This is a genomic window from Aestuariimicrobium sp. T2.26MG-19.2B, assembly GCF_950101875.1.
Classification (GTDB): domain Bacteria; phylum Actinomycetota; class Actinomycetes; order Propionibacteriales; family Propionibacteriaceae; genus Aestuariimicrobium; species Aestuariimicrobium kwangyangense.
Map to the genome: position 1 here is coordinate 380,030 of NZ_CATNLW010000001.1, position 16,189 is coordinate 396,218.

Below are 16,189 nucleotides of genomic sequence, written 5' to 3' on the forward strand. Positions count from 1 at the left end.
GGGGTGCTTCCGCTCAGGCCACGCGTGCTTGGGGATCCGGATCGGCCATGGCTCCCGGGGCCAGTGCCGACTCGTCCAGTCGATCGACCAGCAACCGCGGTGGCCAGACCCCCTCGAGCCGTACACGTACCCGGTCGTGGACCATCACGTAGAGGCTCGCTGCAACGCACACGGCGAACGTGGCGACGGCTCCGACGCCGAGGGTCCACCGGGCTCCCCAGTGGTCACCGATCCAACCGATCACCGGGGAACCGATCGGGGTACCGCCCATGTTGACCGCCATGTAGACCGCCATCACGCGACCTCGCAACGCCGGGTCTGAGGCCAACTGCACGGTGGCGTTGCACGAGGTCATCACCGTCAGGGAACACACCCCCACACCGACCAGCATGACGGCGAAGAACAGGTAGGTCGGCGCCAGCGCCGCCCCGGCGGTGAACACGGCGAACCCGAGGACCCCCAGCAGCAGCCAACGCAGGCGTGGACGCGCCCGCCGAGCCGCCATGAAGGCGGCCCCCAGGGTGCCGATCGCCATGACGGAACCGAGCATCCCGTACTCGCTCGCGCCCTTGCCGAAGACCGTCGTCGCCATCAGGGCGTTGGTGATCTGGAAGTTCATGCCGAAAGTGGAGAAGACGAAGATGATGCCGAGGATGAGCAGGATGTCGGGGCGCGTGCGCACATAGGCAATGCCCTCACGCACGGTGCCCGTGCCGACCCGTTTCGGACGAGGCATGAGTTGGTCGGTGCGCATGAACCACAGGGCGCCGATCACTGCGACGAAGCTCAGCGCATTGACCAGCAGGGCCGGGGCGATGCCGACCCAGGCGATCAGCAGTCCGGCCAGACCCGGGCCGAGCAGTCGGGCGCCGTTGAACTGCGCCGAGTTGAGGCCGATGGCGTTCGAGACGAGCCGTTGCGGCACCATCTCCGAGACGAAGGCTTGGCGGACCGGCATGTCGAAGGCCGATGCAACTCCCTGCAGGAAGGCGAACAGGAAGGCGTGCCACAACTGCACCGTGCCGGTCGCGACCAGGATCCACAGGCCGAAGGCCGTCGCCCCCAGCGCCGCCTGGGTGACCATCAGCAACCGCCGCTTGGAATAGCGATCCGCGAGGGCTCCGGCCATCGGGGCGATCAGCGGGATCGGCAGGAACTGGAGGGCCGTCACCAGGCCCAGCGCCTGGGCGGAGTGATCGGTCAGTTGGGTCAGCACCAGCCAGTCCTGGGCCACCCGCGCCATCCACCCGCCCACGTTGCTGACCAGCGCGCCGAGCCAGAAGAGCCGATAGTTGAACAGGGCAAAACTCGCGAAGGTGCGTACGCGGTCTGCCATGGAGATCCTCTGGTGGGGGTGGGGTCGTCCACCAGTCTAGATGGTTAGTTTGGGTAAGCAACTGGATTCGCGCATGGTGGACATCCCATCAGCCGGGGCCCGGGCCGACCGAGGGCCACCCTCATGCCAGGGACGAGACCGGCTCCCGCGCGCGCTCGAGGCGCTGCTGCCACCAACGCTGGTGACCACCGGGCGTGGCCACCGTGGGTCCGTCGAGCCACCCCACGACCGGTCGGATCCCGTGCAGCGCACTCAGCAGCCAGAGCTCCGCACCCGCCAAGTCATCCGGACGAGCCCGGACCCGTCGCACCTCCACCCCTCGCACGCGGGCCTGCGCCACCAGCCAGCGGGTGGTGACGGAGTCGACCCTCGCCAACGCGGGGTGGGGCAGGTGCAGGACGTCGTCGCGCCACCACACGACAGCGCTCAGCGCCCCGTCGCAGACGAGGCCGTCGACCAGGAGGAGCGCCTCGTCCGCCCCGCTCCGCTGCGCACGCGCACGCTGCTCGGACAGGGCCGCGAGGTCGGGACCCTTCACGGCGGGGCAGGTGCGCGGGTCGTGGTCGGCGGTCGCCACCCGCACCTCGCCGCCACGGGGTGGGGCAGGTCGCAGCAGAGGACGAAGGGTCAGGTCGGACAGCAGATCGATCCGCGGGAACCACCGTCCTGCCTCCGGGACCGAGCGGGCCAGGTCCAGCAGGGCGCGGCGCGCTTCGTCCGCGGGGAAGCCCACTGCTCCCGCGTCACGCGCGAACCGGTCGGCATGGGCCCCGAGCAACAGCACCCGGCCGTGGTCGACCAGGAACGAATCGGCCACCACGGTGTCGGCACTCATAGACTCCAGCCTATGGCTGGCTCCCACGCTGGATCCTTCGGCTGGCTGACCAGCGGGTGGTCCGCACCACATCCCTCACTCGACCCGGCCGCCCTGGCCGCCCATTGGTGGTCGGACGCCTCCCAGGACGTCGTCTGGCTCGACTCCTCCGACGGGGGTGCCCACTTGGTGGGCGTCGGCGGCATGAGCCTGCTGGCTCCGGACTTCGACTCGTTCGAGGCGGTGATGCGCGACTCGGACGAGGCCTGGGTCGGGTGGATCGGATACGAGGCAGGATCCGAGCTGCTGGGGCTGTCCCGCGGTGAAAGTCCCAGGCATCCACCGATCTCGCTGGTGCGGCTGTCGCGCTGGGCGGTGATCGAGGCCGACGGCAGCACCACGCTGCACGCCGCCATCGACGAGCAGGCCTGGGCACTGCCCGACACGTTGCCACCGGTCGACGAGCCCCCTGCCATGGCTGCCGGTTCATTGCCCACCGGGACGGAGGGCGTCAGCGTGCTCGCGGGCGACTCGGACGAGGAACTCCTGGCCGCCATCGACAGGTGCATCGAGCACATCCGCGCCGGGGATGCCTTGGTGCTGTGCCTGACCACCACCCTGTGGACCGACAGCCCGATCGACGCCTTCGCCTCCCATCTGCGGCTGCGGCGATCAAGCCCTGTGCCCCACGGCGGCCTGCTGCGCATCAACGGGACGGTGCTGAGTTCGGCGTCGATGGAGACCTTCCTCCGCGTCCACGACGGCATCGCCACCACGTCCCCGATCAAGGGCACCCGGCGCCGAGATCCCGACCCAGAGGTCGACCTCGCGCTGGCTGAGGAGTTGGCGGCGTCGGAGAAGGAACGCGCCGAGAACCTGATGATCGTCGACCTGTGCCGCAATGACCTGGGCCGCATCTGTCGCCCGGGGTCGGTGCAGGTGGACGAGCTGTTCTCGGTGAGGGGGTATGCCAGCGTGCACCAACTCGTCTCGACCGTGTCGGGACAGTTGCGTGAGGACCTGGGCCCGGTGGACGCCCTGAGGGCGCTGTTCCCGGCGGGGTCTATGACCGGGGCACCCAAGCGTCGGGCGGTCGAGATCCTGCGCGAGTTGGAGAGCTGGCCGCGGGGCATCTACTCGGGATGTTTCGGCATCTTCACGGGCCAGCACTGCGAGGCGGCGATGGTCATCCGCAGCGTGGTCTCGGACGAGGACGCGGCCTGGATCGGGGTCGGGGCCGGGATCACTGCGCTCAGCGTGGCGCACGAGGAGTTGGACGAGATGCACCTGAAGGCGGCCGCGCTGGTGGACTGCCTGGTGCGCTGAGGGGGCTCGGGCGCTGACGGGACCGGTGCGCTGAGCGGAAGGTGCGATGAGGGGCGTCACCGGGCCTGGTCGCCACCGAGCAGGTGCACCTCAACCGCATGTCTGCCCCAGGCCAGACGGGCGGTCACCCCGTCACCCTCGACCCTCACGTCGGTGACCACGACCGCGACTTGGCGGGCCACAGCCACGGCGATCTCCCCCACCCGGGTGTGCGGGCCGCTGCAATCAACCAGCACTGCGCTGTGGTCGGCGAACTGCAGACGCGCGATACCGGTGTCGAAGCGCGTCACCGCCCGCAGCGGGGTCCCCCGCGCCTGCACCAGCCCCAGGACCCGAAGCCACGAGGCGACCAGGCGCGCACGGTTCTGGGCCGCAGCCTCGTCGAGCGCTGCGGCAAGTTCTGTGTCGACGAGGGCCCCCAGGCGCTCGTCCGCGCGCCACACCGCCATGCTTCATTGTCCGCCGCGCATCGTCGCGAAGGAAGACCCGTAGACGCCCTCGACCGCGGGAGTGCGCCAACCGGGAGATCATTCGCCGAACATCCACGCAGAAAGGGGCACGTGAGCGGCACCCTCGTCACGTGGCGTGACGACAAGCCGTGCTGCCTGCCCCGATTGGCGCGGATCCTCAGGCGGTCAGCCGCGAGCGGGGCCTCGGACGGTCAGCCGCGAGTGGGGTCTCGGGCGGTCAGCCGCGAGCGGATCCTGGGACTGTCAGCCGCGGGCGGGGCCCCGGGAGCGTCGACCACGCCCCAGCACCCCCACCAGGTAGAGCGCGCATCCCAACCACACCAGGGGAAGCCCGACCCACCAGACCCAGGAGATCTGCTGGTGGAACACCAGCAGACCGATCAGCAACTGCAGCGTCGGCCCGATGAACTGCAACATGCCGAGCAGTCCCAGCGGCAGGCCACGGGCGGCCTGGGCGAACAGCCACAGCGGGACAGCGGTCACCAGGCCCGAGACCACGAAGAGCGCCGTGATCGACCACCCGAGTCCGAAGTGCCCCAGACCCATGACGCCCATGACCACCAGCACCACGAGCGCCAGCGGGGTCATGAACACCGACTCGAGGAACAACCCCTGCAGCGCCGGCAGTTGGGCCTTCTTCTTCAACACCCCGTAGATGCCGAACGAGGTCGCCAGAAGCAACGAGATCCACACCGTGTGCCAGCTGCCCCAACTGATGACGACCACGCCGACCAACGCCGTCAGCGCCCCGCCCCACCCCCACCGGTCGAGCCGCTCCGAGAAGAAGATGCGCCCGAACACGAGGTTGAGCAGCGGGTTGATGAAGTACCCCAGTGAACTCTCCACCGTGTGGCCGGTCTGCACGGCGAAGATGAACATGCCCCAGTTGACGGCGATCACGATGGAGGCCAGCAGCAGCGGCACCCACTGGCCGCCGGCCAGCGCCGGACGAACCCAGCCGAACCCCTGCCTCAGCACGACCAGGCACAGCGCCGTCCAGACCGCCGACCAGACGAATCGCTCCGCCAGGGTCTCGATCGGGTTGGCCGCGCCCAACAGCGCCCAGAACAGGGGGAACACGCCCCACAGGACGTAGGCAGCCACCCCGGCCGAGAGTGCTCTCGACCGGGGCGGCTGGACAGTGCTGGTGGACGTGGTCAGCTCAGCAGGCTTTGCGCAAGGGTCACGACGTTCTCGACGGTGAAGCCGAGTTCCTCGAAGATCTTGGCGCCGTCGGCCGAGGCCCCGAAGCTCTCGATCGAGAGCGAGGCACCGTGGGCGCCCACGTACTTCTGCCACCCGTTCCCGACGCCGGCCTCGATCGAGAGGCGGGCTGTGACACCGCTGGGCAGCACCGACTCGCGGTACTCCTCATCCTGGCCGTCGAACCATTCCTGACAGGGCATCGAGACGACACGGGTCGGGATTCCCTGGCCCTCGAGCGACTCAGCGGCACCCACCGCCAGCTCGACCTCGGAGCCGGTGGCGATCAGGATCAGCTGCGGGGCCGCCGAAGCCTCCTTCAGCACGTAGGCACCGCGGGCGGCCTGGTCAGCCGGAGCGAAGCCCTCCTTCGTGCGGTCGAACACCGCCAGGTCCTGGCGGGACAGGATGAGGGCAGTCGGACGGTCCCGGTGCGCCAACGCCTGCTTCCAGGCCACGGACACCTCGTTGGCGTCACCCGGACGAACCACGTCGAGCCCCGGGATGAGCCGCAGCGAGGCCACGTGCTCGATCGGCTGGTGCGTGGGGCCGTCCCCACCGACACCCACCGAGTCGTGGGTCCACACGAAGATGGAGGGAGCGCCCATCAGCGCGGCCAGACGGACGGCCGGTCGCATGTAGTCGGAGAAGACCAGGAAGGTGCCGCCGTAGGGGCGGGTCAGCCCCGACAGGGCGATGCCGTTGACGATGCCGCCCATGGCGTGTTCACGGATGCCGAAGTGCAGCGTGCGGCCGTAGGGGTTGCCGGGGAACTGCTTGCTGGCGCGCTCCACCGGGAGGAACGACTCCTCCCCCTTCATGGTGGTGTTGTTCGAACTGGCGAGGTCCGCGGAACCGCCCCACAGCTCCGGAACCTGCGAGGCCAGCTGGTTGAGCACCTCGCCCGACGCGGCGCGAGTCGCCTTCTTCTTGCCGGCCGGGAACTCGGCGAGGGTGATCTCGGGGAGTTCGTGGTTGCGGATGCGAGTGAGCAGCGCGGCCCTCTCGGGGTTGGCCTGCTGCCAGGCCGCGAACTTCTCGTCCCATGCCGCGCGAACCTGCTTCGAACGGGCCGCTGCGTGGTCGACGGCGTGCTGCACGGCGGCCCGGTCGACCGCGAAGGGCTCGTCGGTGAAGCCGAGTTCCTGCTTGAGGCCCGAGATCTCGTCGGCACCCAACTTGGACCCGTGCACGTCGTGGGAGCCCGCCTTGTTGGGCAGGGGCCAGCCGATGATGGTGGTCAGACGGATGAACGACGGCCTGTCGGTGACGGCCTTGGCCGCCTCGATGGCGTCGTACAGGGCCTGCACGTCCTCGTGGTACTCGGTACCGCCGTGGGTCCAGTCGACGTGCTGCACGTGCCAGCCGTAGGCCGCGTAGCGGGCCGCGACGTCCTCGGAGAAGGCGATCTTGGTGTCGCCCTCGATCGAGATGCGGTTGTCGTCGTAGATCAAGGTGAGGTTGCCCAGGTCCTGGGTGGCCGCCAGCGAGCTCGCCTCGGACGAGATGCCCTCCTGCATGCACCCGTCGCCCGCGATGGCGTAGATCTGGCGGTCGAAGACCGACTCACCCGCGGGGGCGTCCGGATCGAACATGCCACGTTCACGGCGAGCTGCCATGGCGAAGCCGACCGCGTTCGAGACGCCGGCTCCCAGGGGGCCGGTGGTGGTCTCGACGAACTTGGTGTGGTGGTACTCGGGGTGCCCGGGGGTCTTGGAGCCCCAGGTGCGCAGCGACTTGAGGTCGTCGAGGGTCAGACCGGCGTTGGCCAGGTAGAGCTGGCAGTACTGGGTGAGGGAGGCGTGTCCCGCGGAGAGCACGAACCGGTCGCGGCCCAGCCACTGGTCGTCATTGACGTCCCAGTTCATGATGCGCTGGAACAGCAGGTAGGCGGCCGGAGCCAGCGAGATCGCGGTACCGGGGTGGCCGTTGCCCACCTTCTCGACGGCGTCCGCTGCCAGGATGCGGGCGGTGTCGACCGCCCGTTCGTCTTGTTCAGTCCATTCCAGGGATGCCATGAAGGAGTCCTCATCTCTCGCCGAAGCGAGGTAGCAGTTCACCGACGAGCTTAGTCAACCCTTGCCATGGGGCGGCCCTGTGCCAGTTGTTGTCCCGGGCCAGTTGTTGTCCCGGGCCAGTTGTTGTCCCGGGCCAGTTGTCGTCGGCGGACCAGTTCTCGTCCCGGGCCGGTCGCTCGCTGTGCCTGGCGGGTGCTCACTCGGTCAGGTCGCGGTTGCGGTACTCGGGCAGCGCGAGCGCCGCAGCGGCTGCGATCACGAAGGCGGCAGCAAACACCACGAAGACGACCGGTGTGCCCCCGCGCGCCAGCAGGACGGGCACACTCAGTGGGGCGACCATCGCCGCGATCCGCCCGAACGCGGCCGCCGCACCGGTGCCGGCGCCGCGCAGCCGGGTGGGGTACAGCTCCGGGCCGACGGCGTAGAGGGCCCCCCAGGCGCCGAGGTTGAAGAACGACAACGCGCAACCAGCGACCAGGATCGCCGCCGTCGAGTCAGCGAATCCGAAGGCACCGGCTGCGATGGCCGAACCGGCGAGGAAGGTGGCAAGGGTCGCCCGTCGTCCCCAGACCTCGATCAGCCATGCGGCGACGGCGTAGCCGGGCAACTGGGCCAGCGTGATGATCACGGTGTACTCGAACGACTTCACCACCGTGTGGCCGGAGCGCACCAGCAGGCTGGGCAGCCAGATGAACGCCCCGTAGTACGACAGGTTGATGCAGAACCAGACGACCCACAGCGCGACGGTCCGTCCGCGCAGACCCGGCGACCAGATCGTCCGGTCGTCGAAGTCCTCAGGCTTGACCACGCTGACCTCAGTCACCCGATCGGACGACGGCGCCCGCAGTCCGGAGACCTCCTCGTAGCGGCGCACGGCAGCCTCGGCCTCGGCGTCTCGTCCCTTCGATTCGAGGAAGCGCACGGATTCGGGCAGTCCGAATCGCACCACCAGGGCATAGGCGGCGGGCACGATGCCCACCAGCAGGGCCCATCGCCAGCCGTGCGTCAGGTTGGGGATGACCAGGTAACCGATCAGCGCGGCGGCGATCCAACCGATGGCCCAGAAGGCCTCGAGGGCGACGACCACGCGTCCACGGATGCGCTTGGGGGCGTACTCACTGACCAGGGTGGACGCGACCGGCAGTTCGGCCCCGAGCCCCAGTCCCACCACGAACCGGAGCACGATCAGCGCCGCCAGCGACCACGCCAGCGCCGAGGCCCCGGTGGCCACCCCGTAGACGAGCAGGGTGATGGCGAAGACCTGGCGTCGTCCGAGCTTGTCGGCGAGCAGCCCGCCCAGGGAGGCGCCGATGGCCATGCCGACGAAGCCGATGCTGGCGACCCAGCTCAGCTGGCCCGGGCTGAGCTTCCACTCAGCCGCCAGCGCCACCATCACGAACGAGATCAACCCGACATCCATCGCATCCAGGGCCCACCCGAGCCCCGAACCCACCAGCAATTTCGCGTGGCGGCGGTTGAACGGCAACCGGTCGAGGCGGTCGGTGCGAGTGAGCTGCTGAGTGGTCATGGGCCTGCCGTCGGTTGGGGATGACTGCCGGGGACGATATCGGCCCCCCGGGGCCCTGCGGTGGCATGACCACACATCGACATCGACGCGGGTTGGGAGGGCAGCGCTGTCCCCCTCGGTGAGCCCTAGGCTGGGCGCATGCCGCTGACCATTCGTCCCGCGACCACAGCTGACCTGCCGGCCATCACCGAGATCTACAACGAGGCGGGGGTCGGCACCACGGCCAGCTACGACCTGGCACCGGTGACGGTCGCGGAGCGTGCGGCAGTGCTGCAGCACAAGCAGCGTCGTGGGCACCCCACCCTGGTGGCGCTGATCGACGGCGAGACGATCGGGTTCGCCAGCTACGGCACCTTTCGCGACAAGGCGGGCTACAACTACACGGTCGAGCACTCGGTGTACGTCAAGTCGGGTCACCGCGCAGCAGGGGTGGGCCGGATGCTGATGACCGCCCTGATCGACTATGCCAAGGGCCACGGCGTCCACGTGATGATCGGGGTGCTCGATGCCAGCAACGAGACGAGCATCAACTTCCACGAGCGGATGGGCTTCGTCGAGGTGGCGCGGATGCCAGAGGTGGGTCGCAAGTTCGGGCGCTGGCTCGACATCGTGATGATGCAACTCACCTTCGATGGTCCCGACGTGCGTTGATCGTTGATCGACCCGCCCCAGCCCGCAACCATGTGCCTGAGCAACTCGCTCCCGGCATCCTCACCATTCCTCCCGAAGAGAGCACGTCATGTCTGACTCCGCAGTGAAGCAGGGCCCGAGCAAGCAGGGTCCCGACCGACCCACGGCCTCTGGGGAGAACCCGGGCGCCCCCACCGGCGCGAGCGAACGTCGGGGGCTGATCGAACTGCAGGGCATCGACGTCATCGACGAACCGGCACGCACCGCTCGTCCGCGTGACCTGTTCATGCCGTGGTTCGCGGCCAACGTGAGTGTCTTCGGCATGAGCTACGGCTCGTTCGTGCTCGGCTTCGGCATCTCGTTCTGGCAGGCCACCGTCGTGTCGCTGGTCGGTGTCGTCTTCAGCTTCCTGATCTGCGGGATCATCGCCATCGCCGGCAAGCGCGGTTCGGTGCCCACCATGGTGTTGAGCCGGGCCGCGTTCGGCGTGGACGGGCAGAAGCTGCCGGGAGCGCTCGGCTGGCTCACCTCGATCGGCTGGGAGACCACCCTCACCATCCTGGCGACGTTGGCCACCGTGACGATCTTCGACAAGGTCGGCTGGGCCCACGGCACGGCGGTCAAGATCCTGGCCACCGTCGTGATCGCCGGCACCATCGTGGCCGCGTCGGTGCTCGGCTACCACGTGATCATGAAGCTGCAGTCGGTGCTCACCTGGGTGACCGGCATCGCCACCGTCATCATCATGGCGATCACCGTTCCCAAGATCGACTGGGCGGCCGTCTCGTCGCTGCCCGCCGGTTCAGCCGCGCAGATGGTGGGCGCCCTGGTGATGGTGATGACCGGTTTCGGACTGGGGTGGACGAACGTGGCCGCCGACTGGTCGCGCTACCAGCGTCGCAGCGCCTCCTCGGGCTCGATCGTCTTCTGGAACACCTTCGGCGGTTCGGTGGCCCCGATCGTGCTGGTCATCTTCGGGCTGCTGCTCAGCGTCTCGAACAAGGACTACGCCGGGCACGTCGCCGGCGATCCCATCGGGGCGCTGGCCGACCTGCTCCCCACCTGGATCCTGCTGCCCTTCCTGCTGGTCGCGGTGCTCAGCCTGATCTCGGGAGCGGTGCTGGGCATCTACTCCTCGGGACTCACCCTGCTCTCCCTCGGCGTGAAGGTCTCCCGCCCGGTGGCGGCCCTGATCGACGGCAGCATCCTCACCGCCGGCACGATCTTCGTGGTCTTCTTCGCCACCGACTTCCTCGGCCCGTTCCAGTCCTTCCTGATCACCCTCGGGGTGCCGCTGGCGGCGTGGGCGGGAATCTTCTGCTCCGACCTGGCGCTGCGTCGCCGCGCCTACGACACGGTCAGCCTGTTCAAGCCGAACGGACGCTACGGCCGGTTCGACTGGGTCTCGATCATCACCCTGGTGGTCTCATCGGTGATCGGCTGGGGTCTGGTCGTCAACCAGTTCGCCGCCGACGCCAGCTGGAACAACTGGCAGGGCTACCTGCTGGAGCCGCTCGGCCTGGGTGCCCGGGTCGTCGACGACCAGGGCGTGCAGTCGTGGGACGGCAGCTGGCCCTGGGCCAACCTCGGCGTGCTGGTCTCGTTGGTCGTCAGCTTCCTGGTGACCCTGGTGGCACGCCGCGGTCTCGTCCGTCGACAGGAGTCGACCCAGACCGAGGCCGACGAGAACGCCACCTCTGCCGACATCACGGCAGAGCTGGAGGCCGGTGAGCGCCGGTGAGCTCACGCCCGTGGCTGCTCGTGATCGACCCGCAGCGCATCTTTGCCGACCCCGCCTCGCAGTGGTGCGCGCCGGACTTCGCCTCGATCGTGGGGCCGGTGGACGCACTGGTCGCCGAACACGGGGAGCGAACGATCGTCACCCGCTGGTTGCCCGGCGACAACCGGCGTGGCTCGTGGGCGGCCTACTTCGAGAAGTGGTCGTTCGCGGACCGTCCGAACGAGGATGCCGTCTTCGACCTGGTCGACCCGGCCCTGCCCTGGGCCGCTGAACGAGGCGGGGTGACCCTGGATGTCTCGACGTTCGGCAAGTTCGGCGACTCCCTGCTGGCCATCACGGGCCCCGAACCACACCTGGTGCTGAGCGGGGTGGCCACCGACTGTTGCGTCATCTCGACGGCACTCGCCGCCGCCGATGCGGGAGCAACCGTCGAGGTGGTGGGAGCGGCCTGCGCCGGGTCGTCCGCCGAGAACCAGGCTGCTGCCCTCCAGGTGATGGGCCTCTACTCCCCCCAGATCACCGTCCGCTGACGCGGCGCTCGGCCCGACCTCACCGGGTCAGTCCGACCCGCTCAGTCCTCGGGGTTGCAGCAGGGGCAGTCCCGCACCTCGTCGGCGACCCGGACGAGCGCCCGCACGACGGCGCGTCCGGCCTCATCGCGTCGGTGCGACATCTCGGGGTGCCATTGCACCCCCACCACCCATCCCCCGTGCGAGGGATCGAGACTGAACGCCTCCACCAGACCGTCGGGTGCCGTGGCCTCGACCACCAGGCCCCGGCCCAGGGTGTCGATGCCCTGGTGGTGGAATGAGGTGACCATCACCTCGTCGGCACCGATGGCCTCACGCAGCACGCCCGACTCGGCGAGCACCACCGGGTGGCTGGTCACGTCCGGGGGCAGGCTCTGCCAGTGGGCCACGTCACCGGGACGATCGGTGGGCAGGTCCTGGTGCAGGGTGCCACCGAAGCGCACGTTCAACACCTGCATTCCCCGGCAGATGCCGAGCACGGGGATGCCGCGTGCGAGGGCCGCGTCGATCAACGCCAGGTCCCACGCGTCGCGATGGGGAAGGGTGTCGCCGCAGACGGGACGAGTGGGCTGGCCGTAGCTGGCAGGGTCGACGTCGTGCCCGCCGGTGAGGATGAGCGCGTCGAGATCGCGCACCTGCTCCGTCACCAGGTCGGGGTGCTCGGCCGGGTCGAACAACGGCAGCAACACCGGCAGACCGCCGGTGGCGAGCACGACCTCCGGGTAGTCGACGGCCACGTTCGTCCGCGGGTAGCCCGGCAGCGGACCGGACAGTTCGTGGCCGGTGGTGGTGGAGATGCCGATACGGGGTCGTGACATGGCCGGGAGCCTAGCGACCATGGCGTGGCGTGCGGCGGGCTGCCCACGCTGCGGGTGAGAGGGTGAGGCCCATGCTCTGGTTCACCCTCGTCGTCGCTGCGCTGCTCATCGGTGTCTCGAAGACCTCGGTCGGGGGGCTGGGGTCGGTCAGCGTGGCACTGTTCGCCCTCGTCATGCCGACGAAGGAATCCACGGCCGCGGTGTTGTTGTTGCTGATCGTCGGCGACATCGTCGCGGTGCTGAGGTATCGGTCACACGCCGACTGGAAACTGCTGGTCAAGCTGCTGCCCTGGGTGCTGCCGGGGTTGGCACTCGGCGCCCTGTTCCTGCGCGCCGTGGACGACCACGTGCTGACCCGTGCGATCGGCGCCATGCTGCTGGTGATGCTGGCGATCCAGTTGGTCACCCGCTGGGGACCGGGGGCGAGGCGGAGGAATGCAGGGACCCCGCCCGGTGTCGACGCACCCGAGCACCAGTCGTGGGCCCAGACCAAGCTCGCGGCTGGCGGCGCGGGAATCCTGGCGGGCTTCACCACCATGACCGCCAATGCTGCCGGACCCGTGATGACGCTCTACCTGTTGGCCGCTCGCATCGACAAGCTGCGGTTCGTCGGTACGGGCGCCTGGTACTTCCTGATCATCAACCTCACGAAGGTGCCGTTCTCAGCAGGGCTGGGGCTGTTCACCCGCCACACCCTCGTCACCGATCTGGTGCTGGCACCCGTCGTGCTGGTGGGCACCTGGTTCGGTTCGAGGCTGCTGGCCGTGATGCCCCAGAAGGTCTTCGAGAACGTCGCGATCCTGGCCTCGGCGATCGGGGCGGTGAGCCTGCTGTTGAAGTGAGGCGGGTGGCACCGGGACCGGGGGGAGTTGCGCAGGGCGCAATTGCAGGCGATAATCGTTCTCATTAGTGCTCTCCTGAGACGACCGAAAGAAGTGATCCCGTGCGCCGCCTGATTGCCCTCCTCACCGTGGCCCTGCTCGCCCTCACGGGGGCCTGCTCGAGCGATGCGAAGGGCTCGTCCGGGAAGCCGAGCGTCGTCGCCTCCACCAGCGTCTGGGCGGCCGTGGCCCGACAGGTCGCTGGCGGCCATGCCGATGTCAGCGCCATCCTCGACAGTCCCCAGCAGGACCCCCACGACTACGAGGCCAACGCCCAGGACAAGCTGGCCTTCTCCCGGGCCACCGTGACCGTGGTCAACGGGGGCGGCTACGACGACTGGGCCACCAAGCTGGCCTCGTCCTCGTCCACCGTCGTGAATGCGGTCGAGGTCTCGGGGCTGCCGGGAGCCGGGGAGGACGGCTTCAACGAGCACGTCTGGTACTCCCCCACCGCAGCGGTGCAGGTCGCCACCCGGGTGGCCGACGGACTGGCCAAGGCCGACGCCGCCAACGCTGCCGCCTATCGCGAGAACCTCATCACCTTCACCTCGAAGATCACAGCGCTCGAGGCACGGGCGCAACAGATCGCAGCCAAGGACACGGGTGCGGGCATCGTGTCGACCGAACCGGTGGGAGCACACCTGTTCGCATGGGTCGGCGTCAAGGACGTGACCCCCGAGGCCTATGTCACCGGTTCGGAGTCCGATGCGGGTCCCTCGGTGTCGGCCGTCAACCAGACCGAGAGTCTGATGACCTCCGGAAGGGTGCGCGCCCTGGCGGTCAACCCCCAGACCTCCGACCCCGTCTCGGACAGGTTGGTGGCCTCGGCCAAGGCAGCGAAGGTCCCCACCTTCGACGTCTACGAGATCCTGCCCGACGCCACCATGAGCTACACCGACTTCCTCGCCGCCGCCCTCACCTCCCTCTCGAAGGCACTCAGCCAATGAGCATCACCACCACCCCGGCCATGGAGGCACTCGGCGCCGCCGAGCCGGCCATCTGCCTCAACAACGCCTGCGTCGCCTTCGGCGAGCGGGTGCTGTGGGACCACGTCGACCTCGACATCGCGCCCGGGGAGTTCGTGGCCGTGCTCGGGCCCAATGGGGCAGGCAAGACGACCCTGCTGCGCGTGCTGCTGGGCCAGCACCACCTCACGCACGGCCAGGTGAGGATCGATGGCAACCCCGTGCAGCGCGGCTCGCGGCGGATCGGCTACGTGCCCCAGCAGAAGTCCATCGACTCGACCGCGGTGATCCGAGGACGAGACCTGGTCGCCCTGGGGCTCGACGGGGACCGATGGGGCATCACCTGGCCGACCCGGCAACGGCGCGAGAAGATCGACTGGGCCCTCGACGCCGTCGGCGCACTCGCCTACGCCGACGCCCCCCTGTCGATGCTCTCGGGTGGCGAACAACAGCGCCTGCGGATCGCCCAGGCGCTGGTGACCGATCCCTCGGTGCTGCTGTGCGATGAGCCCCTGCTGAGCCTCGACATCTTCCACCAACTGGCCGTCACCGACCTGATCGACCGCACCCGACGGGAGCACAACATCGCCGTGCTGTTCGTCACCCACGAGATCAACCCCGTGCTGCCGCTGGTCGACCGGATCATCTACTTCGCCAATGGGCAGGCGCTGATCGGCACCCCCGACGAGGTGATGACGACCCAGACGCTGTCGGAGTTGTACGGACGCCGGGTCGAGGTGTTGCGCCACGACGGACAACTGCTCGTCTTCGGCGCCGACGACCACGCCCACCACCCTGAGCCCGACCAGGAGGGCGACGCATGATCGGCCTGCAATTCGGCATCCACACCTTCCTGAACTTCGACAACCTCGGGCAGTTGCTGCCTCTGGTGTGGGGGTCCCTGGTCGCCGGGGTGATCCTCGGCCTCATCGCCGGCGCCATCGGGCCGATGATCCACGCCCGGGACCTCGCCTTCGCCGTGCACGGCACCTCGGAGTTGTCGTTCGCAGGAGCAGCAGCCGCGCTCTTCTTCGGTGTCTCGGTGAACCTCGGGGCGATCGCCGGCTCCCTGGCCGCGGCCCTCCTGCTCGGGTGGCTGGGCGTCAAGGCCCGCCATCGCAACGCCACCATCGGCATCCTGCTGCCGTTCGGACTGGGCATCGGGGTGCTCTTCCTGGCCCTGTACACCGGTCGGTCGTCCAACAAGTTCGGCCTGCTCGCCGGTCAGATCGTGGCGGTGCAGTCGACCCAACTGGTCAGCCTGGCAGTGGTTGCGGCGGTGATCGCGGCCGTGCTGGTGCCGATCTGGCGCCCCCTGTTCTTCGCCTCCGTCGACCCCGAGGTGGCCCAGGCGCGCGGGGTTCCGGTCAGGGCCCTGTCGATGGCCTTCATGGTGGTGCTGGGGCTGGCCGTGGCCATGACGGTGCAACTGGTCGGTGCCCTGCTGGTGCTGTCGCTGCTGATCACGCCGACGGCCGCAGCCGCGCGGCTCACGGTCCGTCCGTTCATGCTGTCGGTGCTGAGCGTGGCCTTCGCCATCACCAGTGCCGTCGGCGGCATCGTGCTCTCGCTGGGCCCCGGTCTGCCGATCAGTCCCTACGTGACCACCGTGTCGTTCCTGATCTTCCTGGTCTGCGTGGTCATCGGACGAGTGCGGGAGCGGCGCGGGTGGAACCAACGTCCTGAGGTCGGTCATCATCCCCACGCGGACGCCCTGCACACGCACTGAGACTGCACACGCACCGAGATTGGGCTGGGAGCTTGCCTGCTGGCGACCCTGGCCGGCCGCGCCTCCTTGGTCCCGCGCGCCTGCCCTCGTCCCGCACCACCTGCCCTCGTCCCGCACCACCTGCCCTCGTCCCGCACCACCTGCCCCACTTCCGCGCAGTTGCCCCATCCCTCCCCGGGGGCAACTGCGCCGTAGGCGGG

At 69.0% G+C, this 16,189-nt stretch carries 15 protein-coding genes; 8 read left to right on the forward strand and 7 right to left on the reverse strand.

The window, feature by feature from the left end; translation table 11 throughout:
• Positions 1 to 13: 13 nt before the first annotated feature.
• Together QQZ11_RS01740 and QQZ11_RS01745 are read right to left on the reverse strand one after the other, a co-directional pair.
• A complete protein-coding gene (locus QQZ11_RS01740) occupies positions 14 to 1,336 on the reverse strand; it encodes an MFS transporter (RefSeq protein ID WP_284548335.1) in 1,323 nt (440 codons plus the stop codon).
• Between the two features lie 121 nt (positions 1,337 to 1,457).
• The gene (locus QQZ11_RS01745; protein ID WP_284548337.1) at positions 1,458 to 2,171 is read right to left on the reverse strand and encodes an aminotransferase class IV; all 714 of its coding nucleotides are present in this window, start codon (positions 2,169 to 2,171) and stop codon (positions 1,458 to 1,460) included.
• A gap of 12 nt (positions 2,172 to 2,183) precedes the next feature.
• Here QQZ11_RS01745 and QQZ11_RS01750 point away from each other — a divergent pair, with 12 nt between their 5' ends.
• Complete coding sequence (locus QQZ11_RS01750) at positions 2,184 to 3,476, forward strand: anthranilate synthase component I family protein (protein WP_284548338.1); 1,293 nt, start codon at positions 2,184 to 2,186, stop codon at positions 3,474 to 3,476.
• A gap of 56 nt (positions 3,477 to 3,532) precedes the next feature.
• Here QQZ11_RS01750 and QQZ11_RS01755 read toward each other — a convergent pair whose 3' ends face one another.
• From QQZ11_RS01755 to QQZ11_RS01770, 4 genes are all read right to left on the reverse strand, one after another.
• Positions 3,533 to 3,925 carry a hypothetical protein gene (locus QQZ11_RS01755; RefSeq protein WP_284548339.1) on the reverse strand — a complete coding sequence of 131 codons (393 nt, stop codon included), beginning with the start codon at positions 3,923 to 3,925 and terminating at the stop codon, positions 3,533 to 3,535.
• A gap of 264 nt (positions 3,926 to 4,189) precedes the next feature.
• Entirely contained in the window at positions 4,190 to 5,050 is an 861-nt protein-coding gene (gene rarD, locus QQZ11_RS01760) for an EamA family transporter RarD (protein WP_284548340.1), read from the reverse strand.
• 53 nt (positions 5,051 to 5,103) lie between these two features.
• Positions 5,104 to 7,167, reverse strand: a complete 2,064-nt coding sequence (gene tkt / locus QQZ11_RS01765; RefSeq protein ID WP_284548342.1) for a transketolase — start codon at positions 7,165 to 7,167, stop codon at positions 5,104 to 5,106.
• A 196-nt stretch (positions 7,168 to 7,363) separates the two neighbouring features.
• The gene (locus QQZ11_RS01770) at positions 7,364 to 8,695 is read right to left on the reverse strand and encodes an MFS transporter (RefSeq protein ID WP_284548343.1); all 1,332 of its coding nucleotides are present in this window, start codon (positions 8,693 to 8,695) and stop codon (positions 7,364 to 7,366) included.
• Positions 8,696 to 8,833: 138 nt separating this feature from the next.
• Here QQZ11_RS01770 and QQZ11_RS01775 point away from each other — a divergent pair, with 138 nt between their 5' ends.
• From QQZ11_RS01775 to QQZ11_RS01785, 3 genes are all read left to right on the forward strand, one after another.
• Positions 8,834 to 9,346 carry a GNAT family N-acetyltransferase gene (locus QQZ11_RS01775; protein WP_284548344.1) on the forward strand — a complete coding sequence of 171 codons (513 nt, stop codon included), beginning with the start codon at positions 8,834 to 8,836 and terminating at the stop codon, positions 9,344 to 9,346.
• 88 nt (positions 9,347 to 9,434) lie between these two features.
• Entirely contained in the window at positions 9,435 to 11,066 is a 1,632-nt protein-coding gene (locus tag QQZ11_RS01780) for a purine-cytosine permease family protein (RefSeq protein ID WP_284548346.1), read from the forward strand.
• Positions 11,063 to 11,596, forward strand: coding sequence for a cysteine hydrolase family protein (locus QQZ11_RS01785; protein ID WP_284548348.1), 534 nt, complete (start codon positions 11,063 to 11,065; stop codon positions 11,594 to 11,596). Before QQZ11_RS01780 ends, QQZ11_RS01785 begins: the two co-directional genes overlap by 4 nt.
• A 41-nt stretch (positions 11,597 to 11,637) precedes the next feature.
• Here the strand turns inward: QQZ11_RS01785 and QQZ11_RS01790 are convergent, their stop codons facing one another.
• Positions 11,638 to 12,414, reverse strand: coding sequence for a gamma-glutamyl-gamma-aminobutyrate hydrolase family protein (locus QQZ11_RS01790; protein WP_284548350.1), 777 nt, complete (start codon positions 12,412 to 12,414; stop codon positions 11,638 to 11,640).
• 71 nt (positions 12,415 to 12,485) lie between these two features.
• Here QQZ11_RS01790 and QQZ11_RS01795 point away from each other — a divergent pair, with 71 nt between their 5' ends.
• From QQZ11_RS01795 to QQZ11_RS01810, 4 genes are all read left to right on the forward strand, one after another.
• Positions 12,486 to 13,256: a sulfite exporter TauE/SafE family protein gene (locus tag QQZ11_RS01795; RefSeq protein WP_022909577.1), complete on the forward strand. Its 771-nt coding sequence runs from the start codon at positions 12,486 to 12,488 to the stop codon at positions 13,254 to 13,256.
• Between the two features lie 101 nt (positions 13,257 to 13,357).
• Positions 13,358 to 14,242 carry a metal ABC transporter solute-binding protein, Zn/Mn family gene (locus QQZ11_RS01800; protein ID WP_284548352.1) on the forward strand — a complete coding sequence of 295 codons (885 nt, stop codon included), beginning with the start codon at positions 13,358 to 13,360 and terminating at the stop codon, positions 14,240 to 14,242.
• Entirely contained in the window at positions 14,239 to 15,084 is an 846-nt protein-coding gene (locus tag QQZ11_RS01805) for a metal ABC transporter ATP-binding protein (protein WP_022909575.1), read from the forward strand. Before QQZ11_RS01800 ends, QQZ11_RS01805 begins: the two co-directional genes overlap by 4 nt.
• On the forward strand, positions 15,081 to 15,989 hold the full coding sequence (locus QQZ11_RS01810) for a metal ABC transporter permease (protein ID WP_284548354.1): 909 nt from the start codon (positions 15,081 to 15,083) through the stop codon (positions 15,987 to 15,989). Before QQZ11_RS01805 ends, QQZ11_RS01810 begins: the two co-directional genes overlap by 4 nt.
• The last annotated feature ends 200 nt before the right edge of the window (positions 15,990 to 16,189 follow it).